16 protein-coding genes are annotated in these 16032 nt (G+C 54.5%); 6 read left to right on the top strand and 10 right to left on the bottom strand.

Annotated elements, in window-relative coordinates; translation table 11 throughout:
• Positions 1 to 45 precede the first annotated feature (45 nt).
• Together CHH28_RS10200 and CHH28_RS10195 are read left to right on the top strand one after the other, a co-directional pair.
• The gene (locus CHH28_RS10200) at positions 46 to 606 is read left to right on the top strand and encodes a DinB family protein (RefSeq protein ID WP_094060210.1); all 561 of its coding nucleotides are present in this window, start codon (positions 46 to 48) and stop codon (positions 604 to 606) included.
• Between the two features lie 257 nt (positions 607 to 863).
• On the top strand, positions 864 to 1625 hold the full coding sequence (locus CHH28_RS10195) for a pseudouridine synthase (protein WP_094060209.1): 762 nt from the start codon (positions 864 to 866) through the stop codon (positions 1623 to 1625).
• Between the two features lie 784 nt (positions 1626 to 2409).
• On the opposite strand, the gene CHH28_RS10190 is transcribed toward CHH28_RS10195, so the two are convergent.
• From CHH28_RS10190 to CHH28_RS10160, 7 genes are all read right to left on the bottom strand, one after another.
• Positions 2410 to 3273 carry a thioredoxin fold domain-containing protein gene (locus CHH28_RS10190; protein ID WP_157729866.1) on the bottom strand — a complete coding sequence of 288 codons (864 nt, stop codon included), beginning with the start codon at positions 3271 to 3273 and terminating at the stop codon, positions 2410 to 2412.
• A gap of 199 nt (positions 3274 to 3472) precedes the next feature.
• Entirely contained in the window at positions 3473 to 3826 is a 354-nt protein-coding gene (gene rplS, locus CHH28_RS10185) for a 50S ribosomal protein L19 (protein WP_094060208.1), read from the bottom strand.
• Positions 3816 to 4604 (bottom strand): tRNA (guanosine(37)-N1)-methyltransferase TrmD, encoded by a 789-nt coding sequence (trmD, locus tag CHH28_RS10180; protein ID WP_094060207.1) that lies wholly within the window; start codon positions 4602 to 4604, stop codon positions 3816 to 3818. Before trmD ends, rplS begins: the two co-directional genes overlap by 11 nt.
• Positions 4605 to 4606: 2 nt before the next feature.
• The gene (gene rimM, locus CHH28_RS10175; RefSeq protein ID WP_094060206.1) at positions 4607 to 5146 is read right to left on the bottom strand and encodes a ribosome maturation factor RimM; all 540 of its coding nucleotides are present in this window, start codon (positions 5144 to 5146) and stop codon (positions 4607 to 4609) included.
• A 28-nt stretch (positions 5147 to 5174) separates the two neighbouring features.
• A complete protein-coding gene (rpsP, locus tag CHH28_RS10170) occupies positions 5175 to 5426 on the bottom strand; it encodes a 30S ribosomal protein S16 (protein ID WP_094060205.1) in 252 nt (83 codons plus the stop codon).
• A 281-nt stretch (positions 5427 to 5707) separates the two neighbouring features.
• Positions 5708 to 7237 carry an alkaline phosphatase gene (locus tag CHH28_RS10165; protein ID WP_094060204.1) on the bottom strand — a complete coding sequence of 510 codons (1530 nt, stop codon included), beginning with the start codon at positions 7235 to 7237 and terminating at the stop codon, positions 5708 to 5710.
• Position 7238: 1 nt separating this feature from the next.
• Positions 7239 to 8750 carry an alkaline phosphatase gene (locus tag CHH28_RS10160; protein WP_094060203.1) on the bottom strand — a complete coding sequence of 504 codons (1512 nt, stop codon included), beginning with the start codon at positions 8748 to 8750 and terminating at the stop codon, positions 7239 to 7241.
• A 249-nt stretch (positions 8751 to 8999) separates the two neighbouring features.
• Between CHH28_RS10160 and CHH28_RS10155 the strand changes: the two genes are divergently transcribed.
• Entirely contained in the window at positions 9000 to 9236 is a 237-nt protein-coding gene (locus CHH28_RS10155; RefSeq protein WP_094060202.1) for a hypothetical protein, read from the top strand.
• A 67-nt stretch (positions 9237 to 9303) separates the two neighbouring features.
• Positions 9304 to 9432, top strand: coding sequence for a hypothetical protein (locus CHH28_RS20380; protein WP_269843655.1), 129 nt, complete (start codon positions 9304 to 9306; stop codon positions 9430 to 9432).
• A 183-nt stretch (positions 9433 to 9615) separates the two neighbouring features.
• Here the strand turns inward: CHH28_RS20380 and CHH28_RS10150 are convergent, their stop codons facing one another.
• Positions 9616 to 11313, bottom strand: coding sequence for a DUF4153 domain-containing protein (locus tag CHH28_RS10150; protein ID WP_094060201.1), 1698 nt, complete (start codon positions 11311 to 11313; stop codon positions 9616 to 9618).
• Between the two features lie 69 nt (positions 11314 to 11382).
• Between CHH28_RS10150 and CHH28_RS10145 the strand changes: the two genes are divergently transcribed.
• Positions 11383 to 12618: a CAP domain-containing protein gene (locus CHH28_RS10145; protein WP_157729865.1), complete on the top strand. Its 1236-nt coding sequence runs from the start codon at positions 11383 to 11385 to the stop codon at positions 12616 to 12618.
• Between the two features lie 71 nt (positions 12619 to 12689).
• Here the strand turns inward: CHH28_RS10145 and CHH28_RS10140 are convergent, their stop codons facing one another.
• Together CHH28_RS10140 and CHH28_RS10135 are read right to left on the bottom strand one after the other, a co-directional pair.
• The gene (locus CHH28_RS10140) at positions 12690 to 13886 is read right to left on the bottom strand and encodes an NnrS family protein (RefSeq protein ID WP_094060199.1); all 1197 of its coding nucleotides are present in this window, start codon (positions 13884 to 13886) and stop codon (positions 12690 to 12692) included.
• Positions 13883 to 14164: a hypothetical protein gene (locus tag CHH28_RS10135; protein ID WP_199243883.1), complete on the bottom strand. Its 282-nt coding sequence runs from the start codon at positions 14162 to 14164 to the stop codon at positions 13883 to 13885. The genes CHH28_RS10140 and CHH28_RS10135 overlap by 4 nt, the downstream gene beginning before the upstream one ends.
• A 184-nt stretch (positions 14165 to 14348) precedes the next feature.
• Between CHH28_RS10135 and norR the strand changes: the two genes are divergently transcribed.
• Complete coding sequence (gene norR / locus CHH28_RS10130) at positions 14349 to 15995, top strand: nitric oxide reductase transcriptional regulator NorR (protein WP_094060198.1); 1647 nt, start codon at positions 14349 to 14351, stop codon at positions 15993 to 15995.
• Positions 15996 to 16032 lie beyond the last annotated feature (37 nt).

Raw genomic sequence — 16032 nt, 5'->3', positions numbered from 1 at the left:
ATTTCACTAGAGTGAAGAATCACCGTCGCCAATCAGGACGCTGTTATGCCATGGTCTGATCATCACAGGCGCTGCGCTCGGCACAATCAGCAACACAATGTTGTGTTACTGGATTCTTGTTCGATGCTGGCGGACGAGCTGCTAACAACACCGGTGCACGACGGCGCACCATCACTCTTGAATTGCTGGAATCAACTCATACTTACCGATGCCCTATGGCTGCAGCGGCTGACTCGCACTTACCCGATACTGGAAGAAATTGGCACCTTAACCACGGCGCAAGGCCAAGCGTTTAATAGCAGTCAGCCGCACAATCTACTGGCGCCACTATTTACCTACACCGACCTGACCACAGCGCGAACAGCCAGACTGCAACTGGACGATTTATTGCTTCGTTGGTGCGATCTATTGCGCCAGGACGACGCCAAAGCCGTGGTGGTGTATAACGAAGGTGATAACGAATGCAGCGTGGGGCTAAACAAAGTGCTGCACTATTTGTTCGATCATCACAGCTTCCGCCGCGGCCAGATCAGCTTGTTATTAATGCAGCTTGGCGTGGATGACGTCGATATCGATGCCGCTGACTTGCTATCCGGTGTTGATTAACGGGCTGAGACGCTCCAACACCGCCTAGGCTTTGTCACTTATATTGTCTTGTTGGTGCCCTTTAAATCCCTAACCCGTTTTGGACACTCCCTCTTCACCAGCCTCGCTATACCGATCCCACTATATCAGCCCCGCTAGGCCAACTCGTCTCAGCCAATCCTTTTCAGATATCCTATCGAGTCATTTCCACTGGAGTTGGCACTTGCTGCTCAGATGGCTTTGACTATGATGGCCGCTGTTTTCTTTGCAGGTGTCTTATGTCTGTCGACGTCATTTTCCAGGACGATCATCTGATCGCCATCAATAAACCCAGCGGCTTGCTGGTTCACCGCAGTGAGATTGATCGCCACGAAACCCGCTTTGCACTGCAACTGGTGCGCAATCATCTCGGCCAGCGCGTGTATCCAGTGCATCGTTTGGATAAACCTACTTCAGGCATTTTAATGTTTGCCCGTTCACCTGAGATTGCCAGTCTGGTGGTCGAGCAGTGGCGTCAGCAGCAAGTACACAAGCGCTATTTGGCCATTGTCCGTGGTTATATGCCGGAATGGATCGAGCTCGACAAAGCATTGGTACCGCCAGTGGATAAATATGCACCGAATGAGCGCATCAAGCCGGCGCAAGAAGCGCGCACCGACTTTCGCTGCTTGGCCACCGTCGAGCTCCCCATTGCCATCGACAAGTATCCACAATCGCGTTATTCACTGGTGGAAGCGTTGCCACATACCGGACGCAAACATCAGATTCGCCGCCACCTCAAGCATCTAAGCCATCCGATCATTGGCGATGCGCGCTATGGCAAAGGTCGACACAGCCGCTACTTTCGCGACCACTTTGACGCCGGTCGGTTGTTATTACACGCTTGGCAGCTGAGCTTTACCCACCCAGTCAGTAACGAGCACATCACCTTGCTGGCACCACTGGATGGCGTTTGGCAGGGGCTGATACAACGTTTCGACTGGCTATCACAGCTGCCCGATGAAGGTCTCATGAGCACACCTGCCGGTGAGTGTGTATAACTTGGTGGACGTTTTTCGCGTCAAGTCTTCACACCGTCTTTGGCGGCATTGTCAGCTGATTGCCGCCGCCTTTAAAAATCATCACTAATTCAATGGCTTGGACGACAAGCCAAGCCATTGATCAGCCTTTCTGAAAGATTCATCTAACTCATGACTGCGCTAGAACGCATGTGAATAACGCCATATGCACAGTGAATAGGGCGCATTTTGACTAGATTTTTTGTTGACTCTGATAACGCGGCGGCAAACATATCCAATACTGACACTTCCCCACAGAATCTGTGGATAATTCTTTGGATATTCTGTCGAAAGGTGTCGCCATGGCCCATTCTATAAGGCACCCCGACAGATTGATCACTTTTTAACCAAACAAAAAAAGCTATATTTTTCAATCACATAAGGGACGAAATCAGATTACCCCAGAGCATTCGCGGCAATAGAACCAAAGTGCTAATACGATGGCCCGTTTGTGCATAAAGAGGCCAAGGTCAAGGTTTTTTTGCCCAACTTGGGGCATTTTTTGCGCCGTTTTGGTGCTGCAATGACGAGCATTACCCACAGCTTCTGTGGATAGTTCTGTGCACTAACCTTTGAAAACGCGCTGCAGCCCTTGTCTACTCTGGGCTGGCCTCAGTTTGACTGCTTTTTATTCAAAAAAGCTATATAAATCAAAAGCTTAAAAATTGATCAGATGCAGGAAGAGTACCAGCACGCAGTCATAACAGGCGATGACCGGCGCTGGCACCTGCTCCACCCAGCATCACTGGGTGGATAGCGGTAGGAATTAGTTCAGCACTCGCTTGGCCAGCTCATCCGCTGGCATGTAACCGGGGAACAAACGACCGTCTTCAACAATGATGGCCGGTGTACCGGTAACACCCAAGCTTTGACCAAGCTCATATTGAGAAGCGACCGGTGCGCCGCAGTCTGCACTGGCTGCCAACATGGTTTGCATTTGCTCTCGAGCGGCATCAAATTGCTGCTGTGGCTTGGCATCACCACCGCGCATACGTTGTGCCAGCATGCCCATTTCACGCTGGGTGTTCTTCATGACCGTCATCGCTTCTTCGCGATCATCCTGACACCAAACGTAATTAATTTTGCGATAAGAGTCAGTCAACATACCGGTCTGAGGGTTCTTCACACCCGCTCGTGGATACGCCAAATAGCGCACGCTGATGCCCAGCTCGTTTAGGCGCGGAATCTCCAGGTGCAGCTTTTGACAATAACCACAGTCGATGTCGGTAAAGACATTGATCAGGCCTTTTTGCTCACCTTCAGCTGGAAACAATACCGTTTGCGCATCGGCGACCTTGGCCAGTTGCTCAGCACGGCGCGGATTCAAACGACTCTGGGTAACATTGACCGGACCAGTCTCAGCCAGCTGGTAAAGCTCGTCACGATAAATAAAGTAGCCGGTGTCCGGTGTCATATGAATGATGGAACCATCGACCAACACCACTTCCAACATCTGGCTAGCGGCGACAGGCGTCACTTCCTTGACTTGCAAGCGTGGGCCAAAGGCCTTCACCAAGCGTTGTTCGACCGAGCTACGTTGTTGTTCTTGTGCAGAAATCTCCGTTTCCGCTGCCCATGCCGCAGTACTCAGGGACAACCCCATGACGGCAGCCAGAATTGTTTTCTTCATGAATTACCTTTTACCTTGTTATGCAGGCCTTAAGTCCACCGTCATTATGCACATCTATTGCGACAATCACGAGCCAGGCGCATTGGAGACTTGTTGAGTTGATAAGTTCAACACAAACGCCGCTGGCAGTGTGCCATACAAATATTGCAGGCATAAAAAAAGCGAGTCAGAGGACTCGCTTTTTCGCCAAGGAGAAGGGTTATACCTTCTCTTTGATACGTGCAGATTTACCGCTACGCTCACGCAGGTAGTACAGTTTCGCCTGACGCACGTCACCACGACGCTTAACAGCAATGCTGTCAACCAGTGGGCTGTGAGTCTGGAAAGTACGCTCAACGCCAACACCGTGTGAGATCTTACGTACGGTGAATGCTGAGTTCAGGCCACGGTTACGCTTACCGATCACCACACCTTCAAACGCCTGCAGACGCTCACGGCTACCTTCTTTAACTTTTACTTGTACGACAACGGTGTCACCGGGGCCGAACGCTGGCACTTCGCTTTTCAGCTGTGCGTTTTCAATCTGCTGAATGATTGAGTTTTTATTGCTCATTTGTATGCTCCTTAACAGTCTGAAGCGGCGTTTCACGCTCGTTCAGGTACTCTGTCAATAACGTTTGTTGCTCGTTGTTCAGTTCCAGTGCGTCGAGTAAATCTGGTCGCCGCTCCCAGGTACGCCCGAGCGATTGCTTCAACCGCCAGCGTCGGATTTTTTCGTGATTCCCGCTCAGTAACACGTCGGGCACCGCCCGCCCTTGATACTGCTCTGGCCGGGTGTAGTGCGGGCAATCCAGCAAGCCATCCATAAAGGAGTCTTGCTCGGCCGACTGATTGTGCCCCAATACCTCAGGCACCAATCGGATGACAGTATCCATTAAGGTCATGGCTGCCATTTCGCCGCCGCTCAGCACAAAGTCGCCGATCGACCATTCCTCATCGATTTCACGCTCAATGAGCCGTTCATCGATGCCCTCATAGCGCCCCGCCACTAGGATTAGCTTGTCTTCCTGCAGTAGCTCTAATGCGCCCTGCTGGTCCAACTTGCGCCCCTGAGGTGACAAATAAATCACCTTGGCAGGTTTTCCTGGCTGCTGATCGGCGCTGTGCCGGGCAGCTTGGATGGCTTCTTCCAGCGGCTGAATTTTCATCAGCATGCCGGGGCCACCACCATAAGGTCGGTCATCGACGGTTTGATAGTTGTCGTAAGCGTAGTCCCTGGGGTTCCAGCAACTTACGCTGACTTTGCCTTGCTTCACTGCCCGACCACTGACTCCGTGTTCGGTCAGCGCCCGAAACATGTCCGGAAACAGGCTGACAACGCCAAACCACACCGTTAAAAATCCGGATCCCAGTCCACCTGGATTTGACCTTGCTCCAGATCGACCTCAAGAACAATCGCCCCGACAAACGGCACCATACGCTGACGACTATCAATGCTGTCAGTGGTGCTGCTGATAACCATGACCTGGTTACCACCGCCGGAATCAAACAGTTCTTTCACCTGACCCAGCAGCTGACCGTCGGTGTGAAACACCTTCAAGCCCTGCAACTGGAACCAATAATGTTCGTCTTCTTCGAGCTCAGGCAGATCTGCGGTAGGAACAGCAATCTCGACCTGGGACAGCGCCAGCGCTGCATCCCGATCATTGACACCTTCCAGTGCCGCTACCAAGCCTTTGCCCTGAGGTTTGCCTTCACGCACTTTCACAGTGCGCCACTGGCCATCAATGTTCACAAGCCAGTTGGGGTAATCAAAAATGCTGGCCATGGGATCGGTAAACGAATACACCTTGACCCAACCTTTCACCCCAAATGCGGAGGTAATTTTTCCCAGAACCGTGATGTCCTGCTCCGCCGCATGCTGTGTCGACATGATTTACCTCTATTGCGAAAGCGTTGGCTTATGCCTGAGCTTTCTTCGCGTCTTTAAGCAGCTTAGCGACGCGATCAGTTGGTTGAGCGCCTTTGCCCATCCAGTATTCAACGCGCTCCAAGTCAACACGCAGACGCTCTTCCTGGCCACGAGCAACTGGGTTGAAGAAACCCACACGCTCGATAAAGCGACCGTCACGAGGGTTACGAGAGTCCGCTACATTGATGCTGTAAAAAGGACGTTTTTTAGAGCCACCACGGGCCAAACGAATAACTACCATAAAAAAGATCTACTCCGATCGTTTTATCAAGCGGGAACATCAGACGCTCATTGCCAACCGCAAAGATCAACAACGAAGATGCCCGAACATCCCGGTGGCGGGTTTTGGAATCGCCCACCGTTCAACATCTTTTCTCAGTGTTTATGCGGCTTGCACCGACATTCACGTAGAAAAGGCCTAAAAAGGGTGGCGAATTGTATGCGCAAACGCGTCGCGAGTAAACGCTTAAGCGCCTCAGAACACAGCTGAGGCGCATCTCTGTCAGCTCCGACACAGGTGCATTAGTCGATGCTCAACGCATGCTGCATCACATGAAACACCCAATGCTGCTCCAGAGTGCCGCCAAACAAGTGCGCCCAAGGCCCTGCGGCATACAGCGCAACGTCTTCTCCGCCGTGCGTCTCACCGGCCATGGGCACCAGCGCTGGCTGCTTGAAGTTGATCTGTTGCACTTCGGCGTCCGAATACACCGGCCGCTCTGCCAAAGCGACCGCGCCGGGTCCATTGCGATAGGACAACGAGGTGTAGGGTTTGCCGTCATTCAACAACCAAGGCTCTGCCATCGGTTGCCCCTGCGCATCGTTGCTGCGCACCAAGCCCAGAATGGGGTTGCCGCGCGTCGGGTAGCCAGCCAAGGTGAGGGTATGACTGTGATCCGCGGTCACCACCACCAAAGTTTCCTCTAGGTCAATCTGCTGCAGTAACCAACCCATGGTGTGATGCAGTTCCTGCGTCTCTGTCAGCGCGCGGGCAGCATTGCCAGCGTGATGGGCATGATCAATACGCCCGGCTTCGATCACCAACACATAGCCTTGCGTCTGATCTTTGACGCCGGCATACGCTTGTTCAACCATGGCCTGCAGTCCAGGCATCGTATCAGGGCGCTGGTCGACGTAGGGTAAATGAGAGTCGGCAAAGAGCCCCAGCCAGCGCCCGCCTGACAAGTCGTGCTGCGCCAGTTCTGCGGCGTTAGTGAGCACGCGGGCGTTTTCTGCTTGCTGCCATTGTGCCATCAGGTTGCGACCGTCCAGTCGCTGACCCGCCAGCGACTGCGGTAAAAAATGGCGTTTGCCGCCACCCAATACAATGTCAGGTCCCAGCCCTTGCAGGTGTTGCTGCAGCAGCTGCTGAGCGATGTCGACACAGCCCTGCTGGCGCGCCGAGTCGCTCAGCTCATCGTCACTCTCCCAATTGCGCTCGACACTGTGTGCATACAGAGCCGCCGGGGTGGCATGAGTAACGCGCGCTGTAGTCACGATCGCTGTTCGTTTGTTCAGACGCTGCGCGTGGTCGAACAGGGTTTGCAGCTCTTGTCCGACTTGCGAGCCACAATCGCCTCGCGCCACCTGTGGCCCGAGCGACAGCACGCCCGCGTCGGTTTTGTGGCCAGTCACCAGCGCCGTCATGGTGCCAGCAGAATCTGGGGTCTGGCGATCGCTGTTGTAGGTTTTTACCAGCGCACTGTACGGCAGCTGCTCGAAGCTCAAGCGGTACTCTTCTCCGTCCAGCCCTTGCTGCTGACCGGCAAAAATGCGCGCGGCGGTCAGTGTGGTGATGCCCATGCCATCGCCGACCACCAATACTAGGTTGCGTGCTTTATTGGTAATGGGCTCAACCTGACGGTGTGCCTGTTGATGCCCTTGCGCCGCCCATTCGTAACGACTGGCTGGACTGATCGACGTTTGTGACCACTGCCCGCCGGATTGACTGCAAGCCGTCAACAGCAACACGCAAGCCGCCGTCGCGGCTGACAGCCAAGTACGTACGTGACAGGCGCCGAAACCATTCACAGCGGAATTTAAGATTCCCATATCAAAACTCCTGCGGCTGGGTCGGCATGGCTAAGGCGCGCCGAATAAGGTGATACACAGCGTGCTGCTCAAGCAGGCCATGGAATAGCTCCGCACCTGGGCCGCTGGCATGCAGGGCGACGTCATCACTCCCATGAGTTTCTGACTTTAACGGCAATAACGCTTCCTGGCAGAAGTTGGCGTGCTGCGGGTGCGTATGCAGTTTGCCGTTGTGCCACCACTGCTGGCGGCCAGCAATACGCGGCGGCAGCTGACCACTGGCGGGATCGTAAGGCACCGACATATCAACAGCACCAGGCCCATTGGCGTACCCCAATGTGGTGTACGGCTGTTGATCGGCAGCCATAACCAGCTGCGTTTGCCCTTGCGCGTCGTATTGTTTGACCATGCCAAGAATCGGATTGCCACGCTGCGGATAGCCGGCCATGGACAATGTATGACTGTGATCGGCGGTGACGATCAACAGCGTATCGTCACTGCTGAGCTGCTGTGCCATGGCCACGCTGTCCGCCAATACCGTGGTTTCGGTCAATGCTCTAAACGCATTGCCCAGGTGGTGGGCATGATCAATGCGTGCGCCCTCCACAATCAAAATAAAACCCTGCTCGCTGGCGCGGCTGAGGTGCTGCAACCGCTCAATGGCAAAGCGCGTCATCTCTGGCAAGGTGGGCTGCTCCTCGGCCATGGCAGCGTATTGCTCGCGGTCGTAGGCGTAGGCCAAGTGGCTGTTGCCAAATAGCCCCAACACCGGCGTCTCACCGGCGACAGGAAGGTTTAACAGCTGCTCGCGGGCGTCGACAAACTCACCGTCAAACTGCTGCAGCAGCGTTTGTGGAAACTTCGAACGGCCACCGCCCAGTGCTAAGTCCAACCCTGCCGGAAAGGCCGTTTGTATTAGCTGGCTGGCAATATCACGACAACCTTGTTGCTGTGCTTCTTCAGGCAAGTCATCCGGCCCTTCCCATTTGCGCTCAGGGCTGTGGGCGTAGGTCGATGCAGGGGTGGCGTGCGTCAGGCGCGCATTGGTAACAACACCGGTGGCGTAGCCCTGTTGCTGTGCCCATTGCAGCAAGGTAGTCAGATGATGCTGCTCACTGCCCTGACAGACGCCGCGCAACTGTTCAGGCCCAATAGCAATGGCGCCAGCGCGAGTTTTCACGCCGGTCATTAAAGCCGTCATGGTGCCGGCGGAATCAGGAGTTTGCTGATTGCTGTTGTAAGTTTGAATCAACGCACTGTGTGCAAAACGCTCGAACGCCAGAAAGTGCTCTTCACCGCTCCCCCCTTGCTGCTGGCCTTGAAAAATACGTCCGGCCGTGAGCGTGGTAATGCTCATGCCATCGCCCAAAAAGAAAATGACGTTTTTTGCAGGTTTGCTGCTGGGTGTATGCGCCAAACGCTGCTGCAGCCATTGCTGACCTTGCTGGTAGCTGGGCTCGGCCAACAAGGCTGAGGCGCCACATGCCCACAGCCATGCCAGCGCCGCGAGCGTGGCATTGATACGTTTATTCATTGTCTTCCTCATGATCGTCGCCCAGGCAATCATTGCCTGTGGCGTTATTGTCGATCATCTCAACAGAAAAAACAGCGCCGTTGGCTGATTTCTAATGAGCCTTAGCGACCCCCAGCAATGCGTTGTGCCAGATCGGCTTGATCTGCCTCAACCACTGGCATGAAGTGCACAACACGCCCTTGCAGCGCCGAGAGATTAGATATACTTTGTATATCACTTTTATATCCATGAGATAGCAAGGCGGTTCGCTTGGCAAAAGCAAAGCTCGACGAGTCGAAGACCGAGAGCAAATCCACGACGGCGAAAAAACCGTCAAAAGACAAAACCAAGAAGCCGAAAAACGACGCTCAGCTGTTGATACGACTCAACCAGGCTGACCGAGACCAGTTTCTGGCGTTGTGCGAACAGCTCGACACCAGTGCCGCCCGGGAAGTGCGACGCTTTGTGCGCGACTTTATCCGGCAACATCACCCAGCTGATGATTAAACCCAAGGTGAGAGGCCAGTGATCCATTGACCTGCTGTTCACCCTTAATGACAAGAAGGAGATTTTCATGTCTAAGAAAAAAGCAGAGAAAAAAGTGGTAAGCCTGAAAAAAGCGATCAAAGCTCGCAAAGAGAAAATCGCTAAGCACGAAGGCAAGCTGAAAAAGCTGAAGAAAAAGCTGAAAAAAGCTGCCTGATCACCATGGCCCTGCGGGGCCATTTTTTATGCCCATCTGACGGATCATTTTCACATACGACTCGTAAGAAATGGTTAGCTGCGGATGACCAGCCAAGCCGTGCTCGGGTGCATATCAGCACAGGCAACACTCGCTGTTTGCAATAATTCATCACAGCGAAAGTCCGCCACCCCGCTTTGCATGTCACTCGCCCACACGAAAGCGTTGATCACCGATCTGAACATCGGACCACTTGGGTGGCACCACCTCGATGCTGTCCTGTGGGTCAATCAAATCGGCTGGCGGAGCTTGGTTATTTTCCAGCAGCGGGTGGCGAGTCCATTGACCTTGCTGCCAAGCGTACAGCGTCAATTGCTGATAGTGCCGGTGGCGCTGCACGAGCAAATACTCCAGCTCACCATCTTGATTAGCATCCAAGCTGCGCAACCAGCTGCTATTGGCGGTCTGGCGCCAACGATCTGCACTCAACTCCTTGAGCAAGGTTTGCAGCAGTTGTTCCGGCGCTTGCTGCGCGCCATCGATGCCTTGGCGAAGCAGTTCGGTAGTCAGCCGCTGCTCTTCGTCGCGATGTAATCGCTGCGCTAATCTCAGCGCCAAGGCAGGATGAGAAGTGGCAACCTCTTGCTGCAATTGCTGCATGGCTATAAAACCGGGCCGCGCCAAATCGTATTCAAAATAATCCAGATCCAGCTGCTCATCAGTCACAAGGCCATGCTGCCAACGCGCTAACTGATCATCCACGCTCCACTGTCGCAAATCCGCCAGCGGCGTGTGTATGGCCAACAAAATGGCCATAACAGACCCAGCCGCGAGCAGATTTAAACCGCCAATATGTTGCTCCCAACGAGCACGCCAACGCAGCCAGCAAACGGCATAGCCAAACGCCAATAGTGCCAGCACCGCCCAAACAATCACCCCCCACAAACGCGCAACACTGAACCCGTGTTGCAAAATGCGCATGCTCAACCCATAAGCACTGATTACGCTGAACAGCGGCATGATCAGCAGCGCCACCACCACCAAACGCTGCAGCGTTGTTGTGTAAGGTGTCCGCGCATGACTTAAGTACACGCTGTTGAGCAAAAATAACATCAGCGCCTGCAGCCACAGCAGCAAGGTGCTGCCGCCGTTGTCCCACAAGGCGTCGAGACCAGTAAATGGCAACGCCGATGCAAAAATACAACTAATGCCCGCCACCAACGGCAGCAACAACCGCATCAATGAAGTGTGCAAGTGCCCAAGGGCGGTAAACACCGTCTCTCGCTCTCGCAATAATAAAATGGCCACCGCGTTGGCCAACGCCAATGCCGGAAATAAAAACCAGGTTTCACTGAATAACCAGTCAAACCAATCAATGCCGATCGCCTCAAACAGCGCCGCCCACAACAGCAACAGCGCCAGCACCGCCAGGGTAAAAAGCCCGGCGCACCCCATCAGCAAAGCATGATGCCAGCCAACATCAACCCGCTGGCAAGCGTGCTGAAATGAGCGCTGTAAACCGGTGTGCACCAGCGTCAACGCAATAAAAGCCAACAATAAGATCGACAGTATCAACTGCAAGGTCACCGTGCCGTCACGCACGTGATGCAACGGCAGCAGCTGGTTAGCAGCACAGCCGCTCATAATCGCCACGGTCATAAGAAAAGCGCTGCTCGACAGCAGCAGCCTGCGCACTGAAACACTGCCGAACAACAGCGTCAGCCAAACCGGGCCGGTGACACATACGGCGTATGCGGCATACAGCCAGGGCAACTGCGTGGCCGGCCAGAGCGCGTGTTCATGGGCTTCATGCAAGGCAAATAACAACAGTCCTTGAACAACCGCCAACGCCATCAATCCATAGCGTTGCAGCGGGGCCAGAGAAGCAGTCACGGCAGTCATAGCAGTTCTTGTGGTGGTTTTGTGATCGCTGTAGCAGTTGCCCAACAGCGGCTGTTGTACTGTTCGGCCATGAAAATTTTAAACCTTACTCAAATTGCCATGCTCAGTCTGCTGTTGTCTGCTTGCGGAGGTGAATCTTCCGGTGGCGAAGACACCAGCCGCACGGGCGATACTCCCACCAACACCACTGACGACACTAATACCACTGACGGCAGCAGCACAGATACCACCGGCGAGCCTGAAAGTCCGGATAACGGACAGGACGGTGATGACAGCGGCGATGCTGATACTCAACCCGATAGCGGATCGGATAACAACTCCGGCGGTATCAGCGGCAACCCGGATAACTCTGGTGATGACTCCAGTGATAACTCGGGTTCGGACGACAACTCTGGAGCTGACGATAATTCAGGTTCAGGCAATACGGATGCTAACTCAGGCGGCTCGGATAACTCGGGCTCTAATAATAACTCCGGCTCGGACGATGCTGATTCAACTACCGGCGGCTCTGACGACAGTTCTGGATCTGGTGACACTAATTCAGGCGACACCAATTCTGGCGACACTGGCTCAGGTGATTCGGACTCCGGCGGCTCTGATAACAATTCCGACGCTGGCGACACGGACTCCAATTCAGGCGATTCTGATTCAAGCACTGACGGCTCGGATAACAACTCAGGCTCGAATGATTCTGACGCAAATAACGGCGCCTCTGACGATAGCTCAGGCTCAGATAGTTCTGATTCGGACAACTCTGGTTCCGACAACTCTGGTTCGGACGACTCTGGTTCAGACAGCAGTGGCGACGACAACTCTGGTTCAGACAATTCTGATTCAGACAGCAGCGGCGACGACAACTCTACCGATCCCACGTTGGCGTGCATGCCGGCATGGGGCCAAGAAATGCTCGACAGCATCAACCAATATCGCAGCCAGGCGCGTCAATGCGGCGACGATGCCATGCCCGCAACCAGTCCATTAACATGGCAGTGCCAGCTGACTGCCAGCTCGCAAGTTCATGCCGATGATATGGCCAACAACAACTTTTTCTCTCATACCGGCAGTGATGGCCTGAGCATGCGAGATCGCATTGATGCCAGCGGTTATCAATGGTCACGCATTGGCGAAAACATCGCCGCCGGCTACGCAACCGTCAGCAGCGTCATGGCGGGTTGGATCACCAGCCCAGGTCATTGCCGCAATATTATGAGCGCCAACTTCACCGAAGTCGGTGCCGCATTAGTGCGCACCACCACAGCCGATTACCCCACTTATTGGGTACAGAACTTCGGCCGCCCACGCTAACCGATTATGCATTGGGCCAAAGCCATGGTTTTGGCCCAAGTGCATACAAAAAAAAACGCTGCTGTGCCTGGCTAAGCAGCGACGTCCTTTTTCCGCAACATTCCCTGATAACGCCAGCAAAACATCAGAAAAGCACCGCACCACAATAACGCTGACAGATTCCACCCCGCCAAATGCCATCCAAACCATGGCAGCAAAAAACGCGCTAGCATTGCCAGCACCAACGCCACCAATGCCCACACCATGCCGCTTGGCAAGCGTAACGGGCGCCCGGTATGACCCAAGCTCACACGGCACATCATCGATAAAATCATCAAACCTATGGTGCCCACCGTAAACAGATGCATGGCCAGCCCCCAGCGTAACGACTCACTCAGCAGGCTAAACGCCAACGCCATATACCCCAGCACTAAACAGGCGTAGGCCAGATGCAACGACCACAACAATGCGCTGTTGGCAGTGCGCCAAAACGACCAGCCGCTAAAACGCCAGCCATGCAAACCAGCAGACACCAGAAGCATGCTGGCCAACACAGCAGTACTTGGCCACCACCACTGACTAGCAAATAGCACGGCCACCAACAGCGAACTTATAAGCGCCAGTCGATCCAGCCAAGGCCACTGCCGTATGGTTATGTCCATGCCGAGTTGGCGGCAGCCATTGGCAGTAAACAACGGAATAATGCGGCCAGCGATGATGGCAATCATCACCGCAAATAACAGCAAAACAGTGTGCACCACATGCAGCGCCAGCGCCTGGCGCGACAGCACTGCCGCCCACAAAAACAAACCATGTGCACTGGCTAACAACACCAGCAATAGCAGTAAAGGTGCATTGCGGCGGTTATTGGCGCGCCAGAGCGACTTGGCGAAACTGACCAACACCAAGCACCACCACGCCAACTGCAGTGACAGCACCAACGTCATGACGCCAACACCAGACCACCAGGGTTGCCACAGCAACAAGCGCAGCAGTAGCCACGTCAGCACCAACCAAACCAGTGGTTTGCCATGCAGGCTACGTTGTTGCGTCCAGGTTTGTACGGCAGTAAGTAAAAAGCCCACCGCCACCGTCAGAGCAAAAGCAAAGACCATTTCGTGGATATGCCACAGCACAGGGCTCATCAGCGCCGGTCGCCAGTCGAGCCAGCCATTAAGTAGCGCCAGCCAAGCCGCCAAAGACAAAACAGAGCCGCCTGCCGCTAGCAAAAACAGCGGCCGAAAGGCCAAATCCCAGATCGGCCATTGCCAGAAACGAGCGCCTGTCATAGTGATGGCTGGCCGCAACCAGCAAACCGGTTCAATGCGATGCTGCGCAGGATATAACCGAACTTCACCAAGGTGGCGAATACCAGCGTGCTGATGTGTGCAAGAATCTGCATTGGCAGTGATAACCAATGGGCCAGTGGATAGCTCAACATGACCGACACAACCGTCATCACGACGCCCAGCAGCATGCCCCAGTTGCCAAGTACTAACAGCCAATGCATGAGCTTGGCATTGCCGATATCAGGTCGTTGTCCGCCCAAATGAAAGTGTGAGTACATCGTTTCCTCCTGCAATAAGCCTGAATGGCTGGACCTATTGCGAGAGACATGCCAAGAAATAAGTTATTTAAAAACAATAACTTAAGCCTCTCGGACAGAATTTATATGTCAATTTGACTCAATTACGCCTGTAGTCATTTAGACTCTATTGATACTATTTAACAAAACCCATCTGGAACGCCTTATGACCAGCGCCCTACCATCCACGCCAGCTTTATTGGAGCTGTCTCTGGGGGCACAGCAGTGTTGCGACCAAGAAGACGCTTACCAACAGCTACTGAGCCTGCTGCGCCAAACCATTCACTGTGATGCCGTCGCCCTGCTGCTACGCCATGGCGAGCGCTTAACCCCCGTCGCTTTACAAGGACTGAGCCGCGACACCCTGGGGCGGCGCTTTATCATTGCCGAGCATCCGCGCTTTGCCCGCATTTGTGCCGCCACAGACGCACTGCGCTTTGCCAGCGATGACCCATCCCCGGACCCATACGATGGCCTGCTATTGGCTCTGGAAGGCGATCTGCCAGTGCATTCGTGCATGGGCTTACCATTGATCGCCGACGGTCAATGCATTGCAGTCGTGACGCTGGACAGTCTGGCGCCTGGTCAGTTTGAGGCGTTATCTGCACGCGCACTGCAGCTGGTATGCAACATTCTCAGCAATGCGGTTAGCAATATTCAGACGCTGCAGCGGCTGAAAGAACGTGCCTCACATGCCCATGCATTGGTCGAAGAGCTGACCACCGAAGCGCTGCAAAAGGACGGTGGCGAGCTGATCGGCAACAGCCCAGCCATGGCACAGTTGCAACAAGAAATGAACATCGTGGCCGACTCGGAACTGACAACTCTGATCGTTGGAGAAACCGGCACCGGCAAGGAGTTGGTCGCCCGTCATTTGCATCGCATGTCATCACGCCGCAACGGCCCGCTGGTGTACGTCAATTGTGCCGCGTTGCCCGACAACCTGATCGAAAGTGAGTTATTTGGCCACGCCAAGGGCGCTTTTACCGGCGCCCATCAGCGGCGCGCGGGTAAGTTCGTTATGGCCAATGGTGGCAGCTTATTTTTAGACGAAATCGGTGAGCTGCCGCTGGCAGCACAAAGCAAACTGCTGCGCGCTTTGCAAAGTCAGGAAGTGCAGCCCGTCGGCGACGACAGTGTACAGACCGTGGATGTGCGCATTATCGCCGCCACCAATCGCCGGCTAAACCTTGAAGTCGGCAAAGGACGGTTCCGCGCCGACCTGTATCACCGCCTGAGCGTGTACCCGCTGCAAGTACCGCCTCTGCGCCAGCGTGAAGGCGATGTGGCGTTGCTGAGCGGCTTTTTTGTCGAGATCATGCGCCGTAAACTCGGCATCACGCAGCTAAAGCTGGCGCCGAGTGCACAAAGGCGTTTGTCTGCTTACACCTGGCCCGGCAATGTACGTGAACTCGAGCACTGCATCAGCCGCGCAGCACTAAAAGCGCGTAGCCGCAGCCAACGCCAGTTAGTGGTGATTGACGACACCGATATTGGCGCGCTGGAAGACTCAGCCGGCGATCACAGCGCCATGGGGCAACAACAGCCTGCACCCGCCGAACTTCCGCTATCGCTAGGCGAGGCAGTTTCCGAGCAGACGTTAGAGACCGGACTCAAGGACGCCACCGAGGCCTTTCAACGCCGCTGCATTGTCGGTTGCTTGCAGCAACACCAAGGCAACTGGTCGGCCACGGCACGAGCGCTGGCCATGGACCGCGCCAATTTAAGCCGACTGGCGCGCCGTTTGGGTATCCGCGTGGATAAACAGATCCGCCAAACGCGCCCAGCCAAGAGCGATGTGCCTGACGGCTAAAGTGCCGGCTAAGCAAGATCTAGCACTTACGCCTAGC

The sequence above is a fragment of the Bacterioplanes sanyensis genome (genome assembly GCF_002237535.1).
Taxonomy (GTDB): Bacteria; Pseudomonadota; Gammaproteobacteria; order Pseudomonadales; family Oceanobacteraceae; genus Bacterioplanes; species Bacterioplanes sanyensis_A.
This window is presented reverse-complemented; position numbering and strand designations above follow the sequence as displayed.

Coding starts and splice junctions, on each gene's coding strand:
- CHH28_RS10200 (WP_094060210.1), top strand. CDS start 46: ATGCCATGGTCTGATCATCACAGGCGCTGCGCTCGGCACAATCAGCAA.
- CHH28_RS10195 (WP_094060209.1), top strand. CDS start 864: ATGTCTGTCGACGTCATTTTCCAGGACGATCATCTGATCGCCATCAAT.
- CHH28_RS10190 (WP_157729866.1), bottom strand. CDS start 3,273: ATGAAGAAAACAATTCTGGCTGCCGTCATGGGGTTGTCCCTGAGTACT.
- rplS (WP_094060208.1), bottom strand. CDS start 3,826: ATGAGCAATAAAAACTCAATCATTCAGCAGATTGAAAACGCACAGCTG.
- rimM (WP_094060206.1), bottom strand. CDS start 5,146: ATGTCGACACAGCATGCGGCGGAGCAGGACATCACGGTTCTGGGAAAA.
- rpsP (WP_094060205.1), bottom strand. CDS start 5,426: ATGGTAGTTATTCGTTTGGCCCGTGGTGGCTCTAAAAAACGTCCTTTT.
- CHH28_RS10165 (WP_094060204.1), bottom strand. CDS start 7,237: ATGGGAATCTTAAATTCCGCTGTGAATGGTTTCGGCGCCTGTCACGTA.
- CHH28_RS10160 (WP_094060203.1), bottom strand. CDS start 8,750: ATGAATAAACGTATCAATGCCACGCTCGCGGCGCTGGCATGGCTGTGG.
- CHH28_RS20380 (WP_269843655.1), top strand. CDS start 9,304: ATGTCTAAGAAAAAAGCAGAGAAAAAAGTGGTAAGCCTGAAAAAAGCG.
- CHH28_RS10150 (WP_094060201.1), bottom strand. CDS start 11,313: ATGACTGCCGTGACTGCTTCTCTGGCCCCGCTGCAACGCTATGGATTG.
- CHH28_RS10145 (WP_157729865.1), top strand. CDS start 11,383: ATGAAAATTTTAAACCTTACTCAAATTGCCATGCTCAGTCTGCTGTTG.
- CHH28_RS10140 (WP_094060199.1), bottom strand. CDS start 13,886: ATGACAGGCGCTCGTTTCTGGCAATGGCCGATCTGGGATTTGGCCTTT.
- CHH28_RS10135 (WP_199243883.1), bottom strand. CDS start 14,164: ATGTACTCACACTTTCATTTGGGCGGACAACGACCTGATATCGGCAAT.
- norR (WP_094060198.1), top strand. CDS start 14,349: ATGACCAGCGCCCTACCATCCACGCCAGCTTTATTGGAGCTGTCTCTG.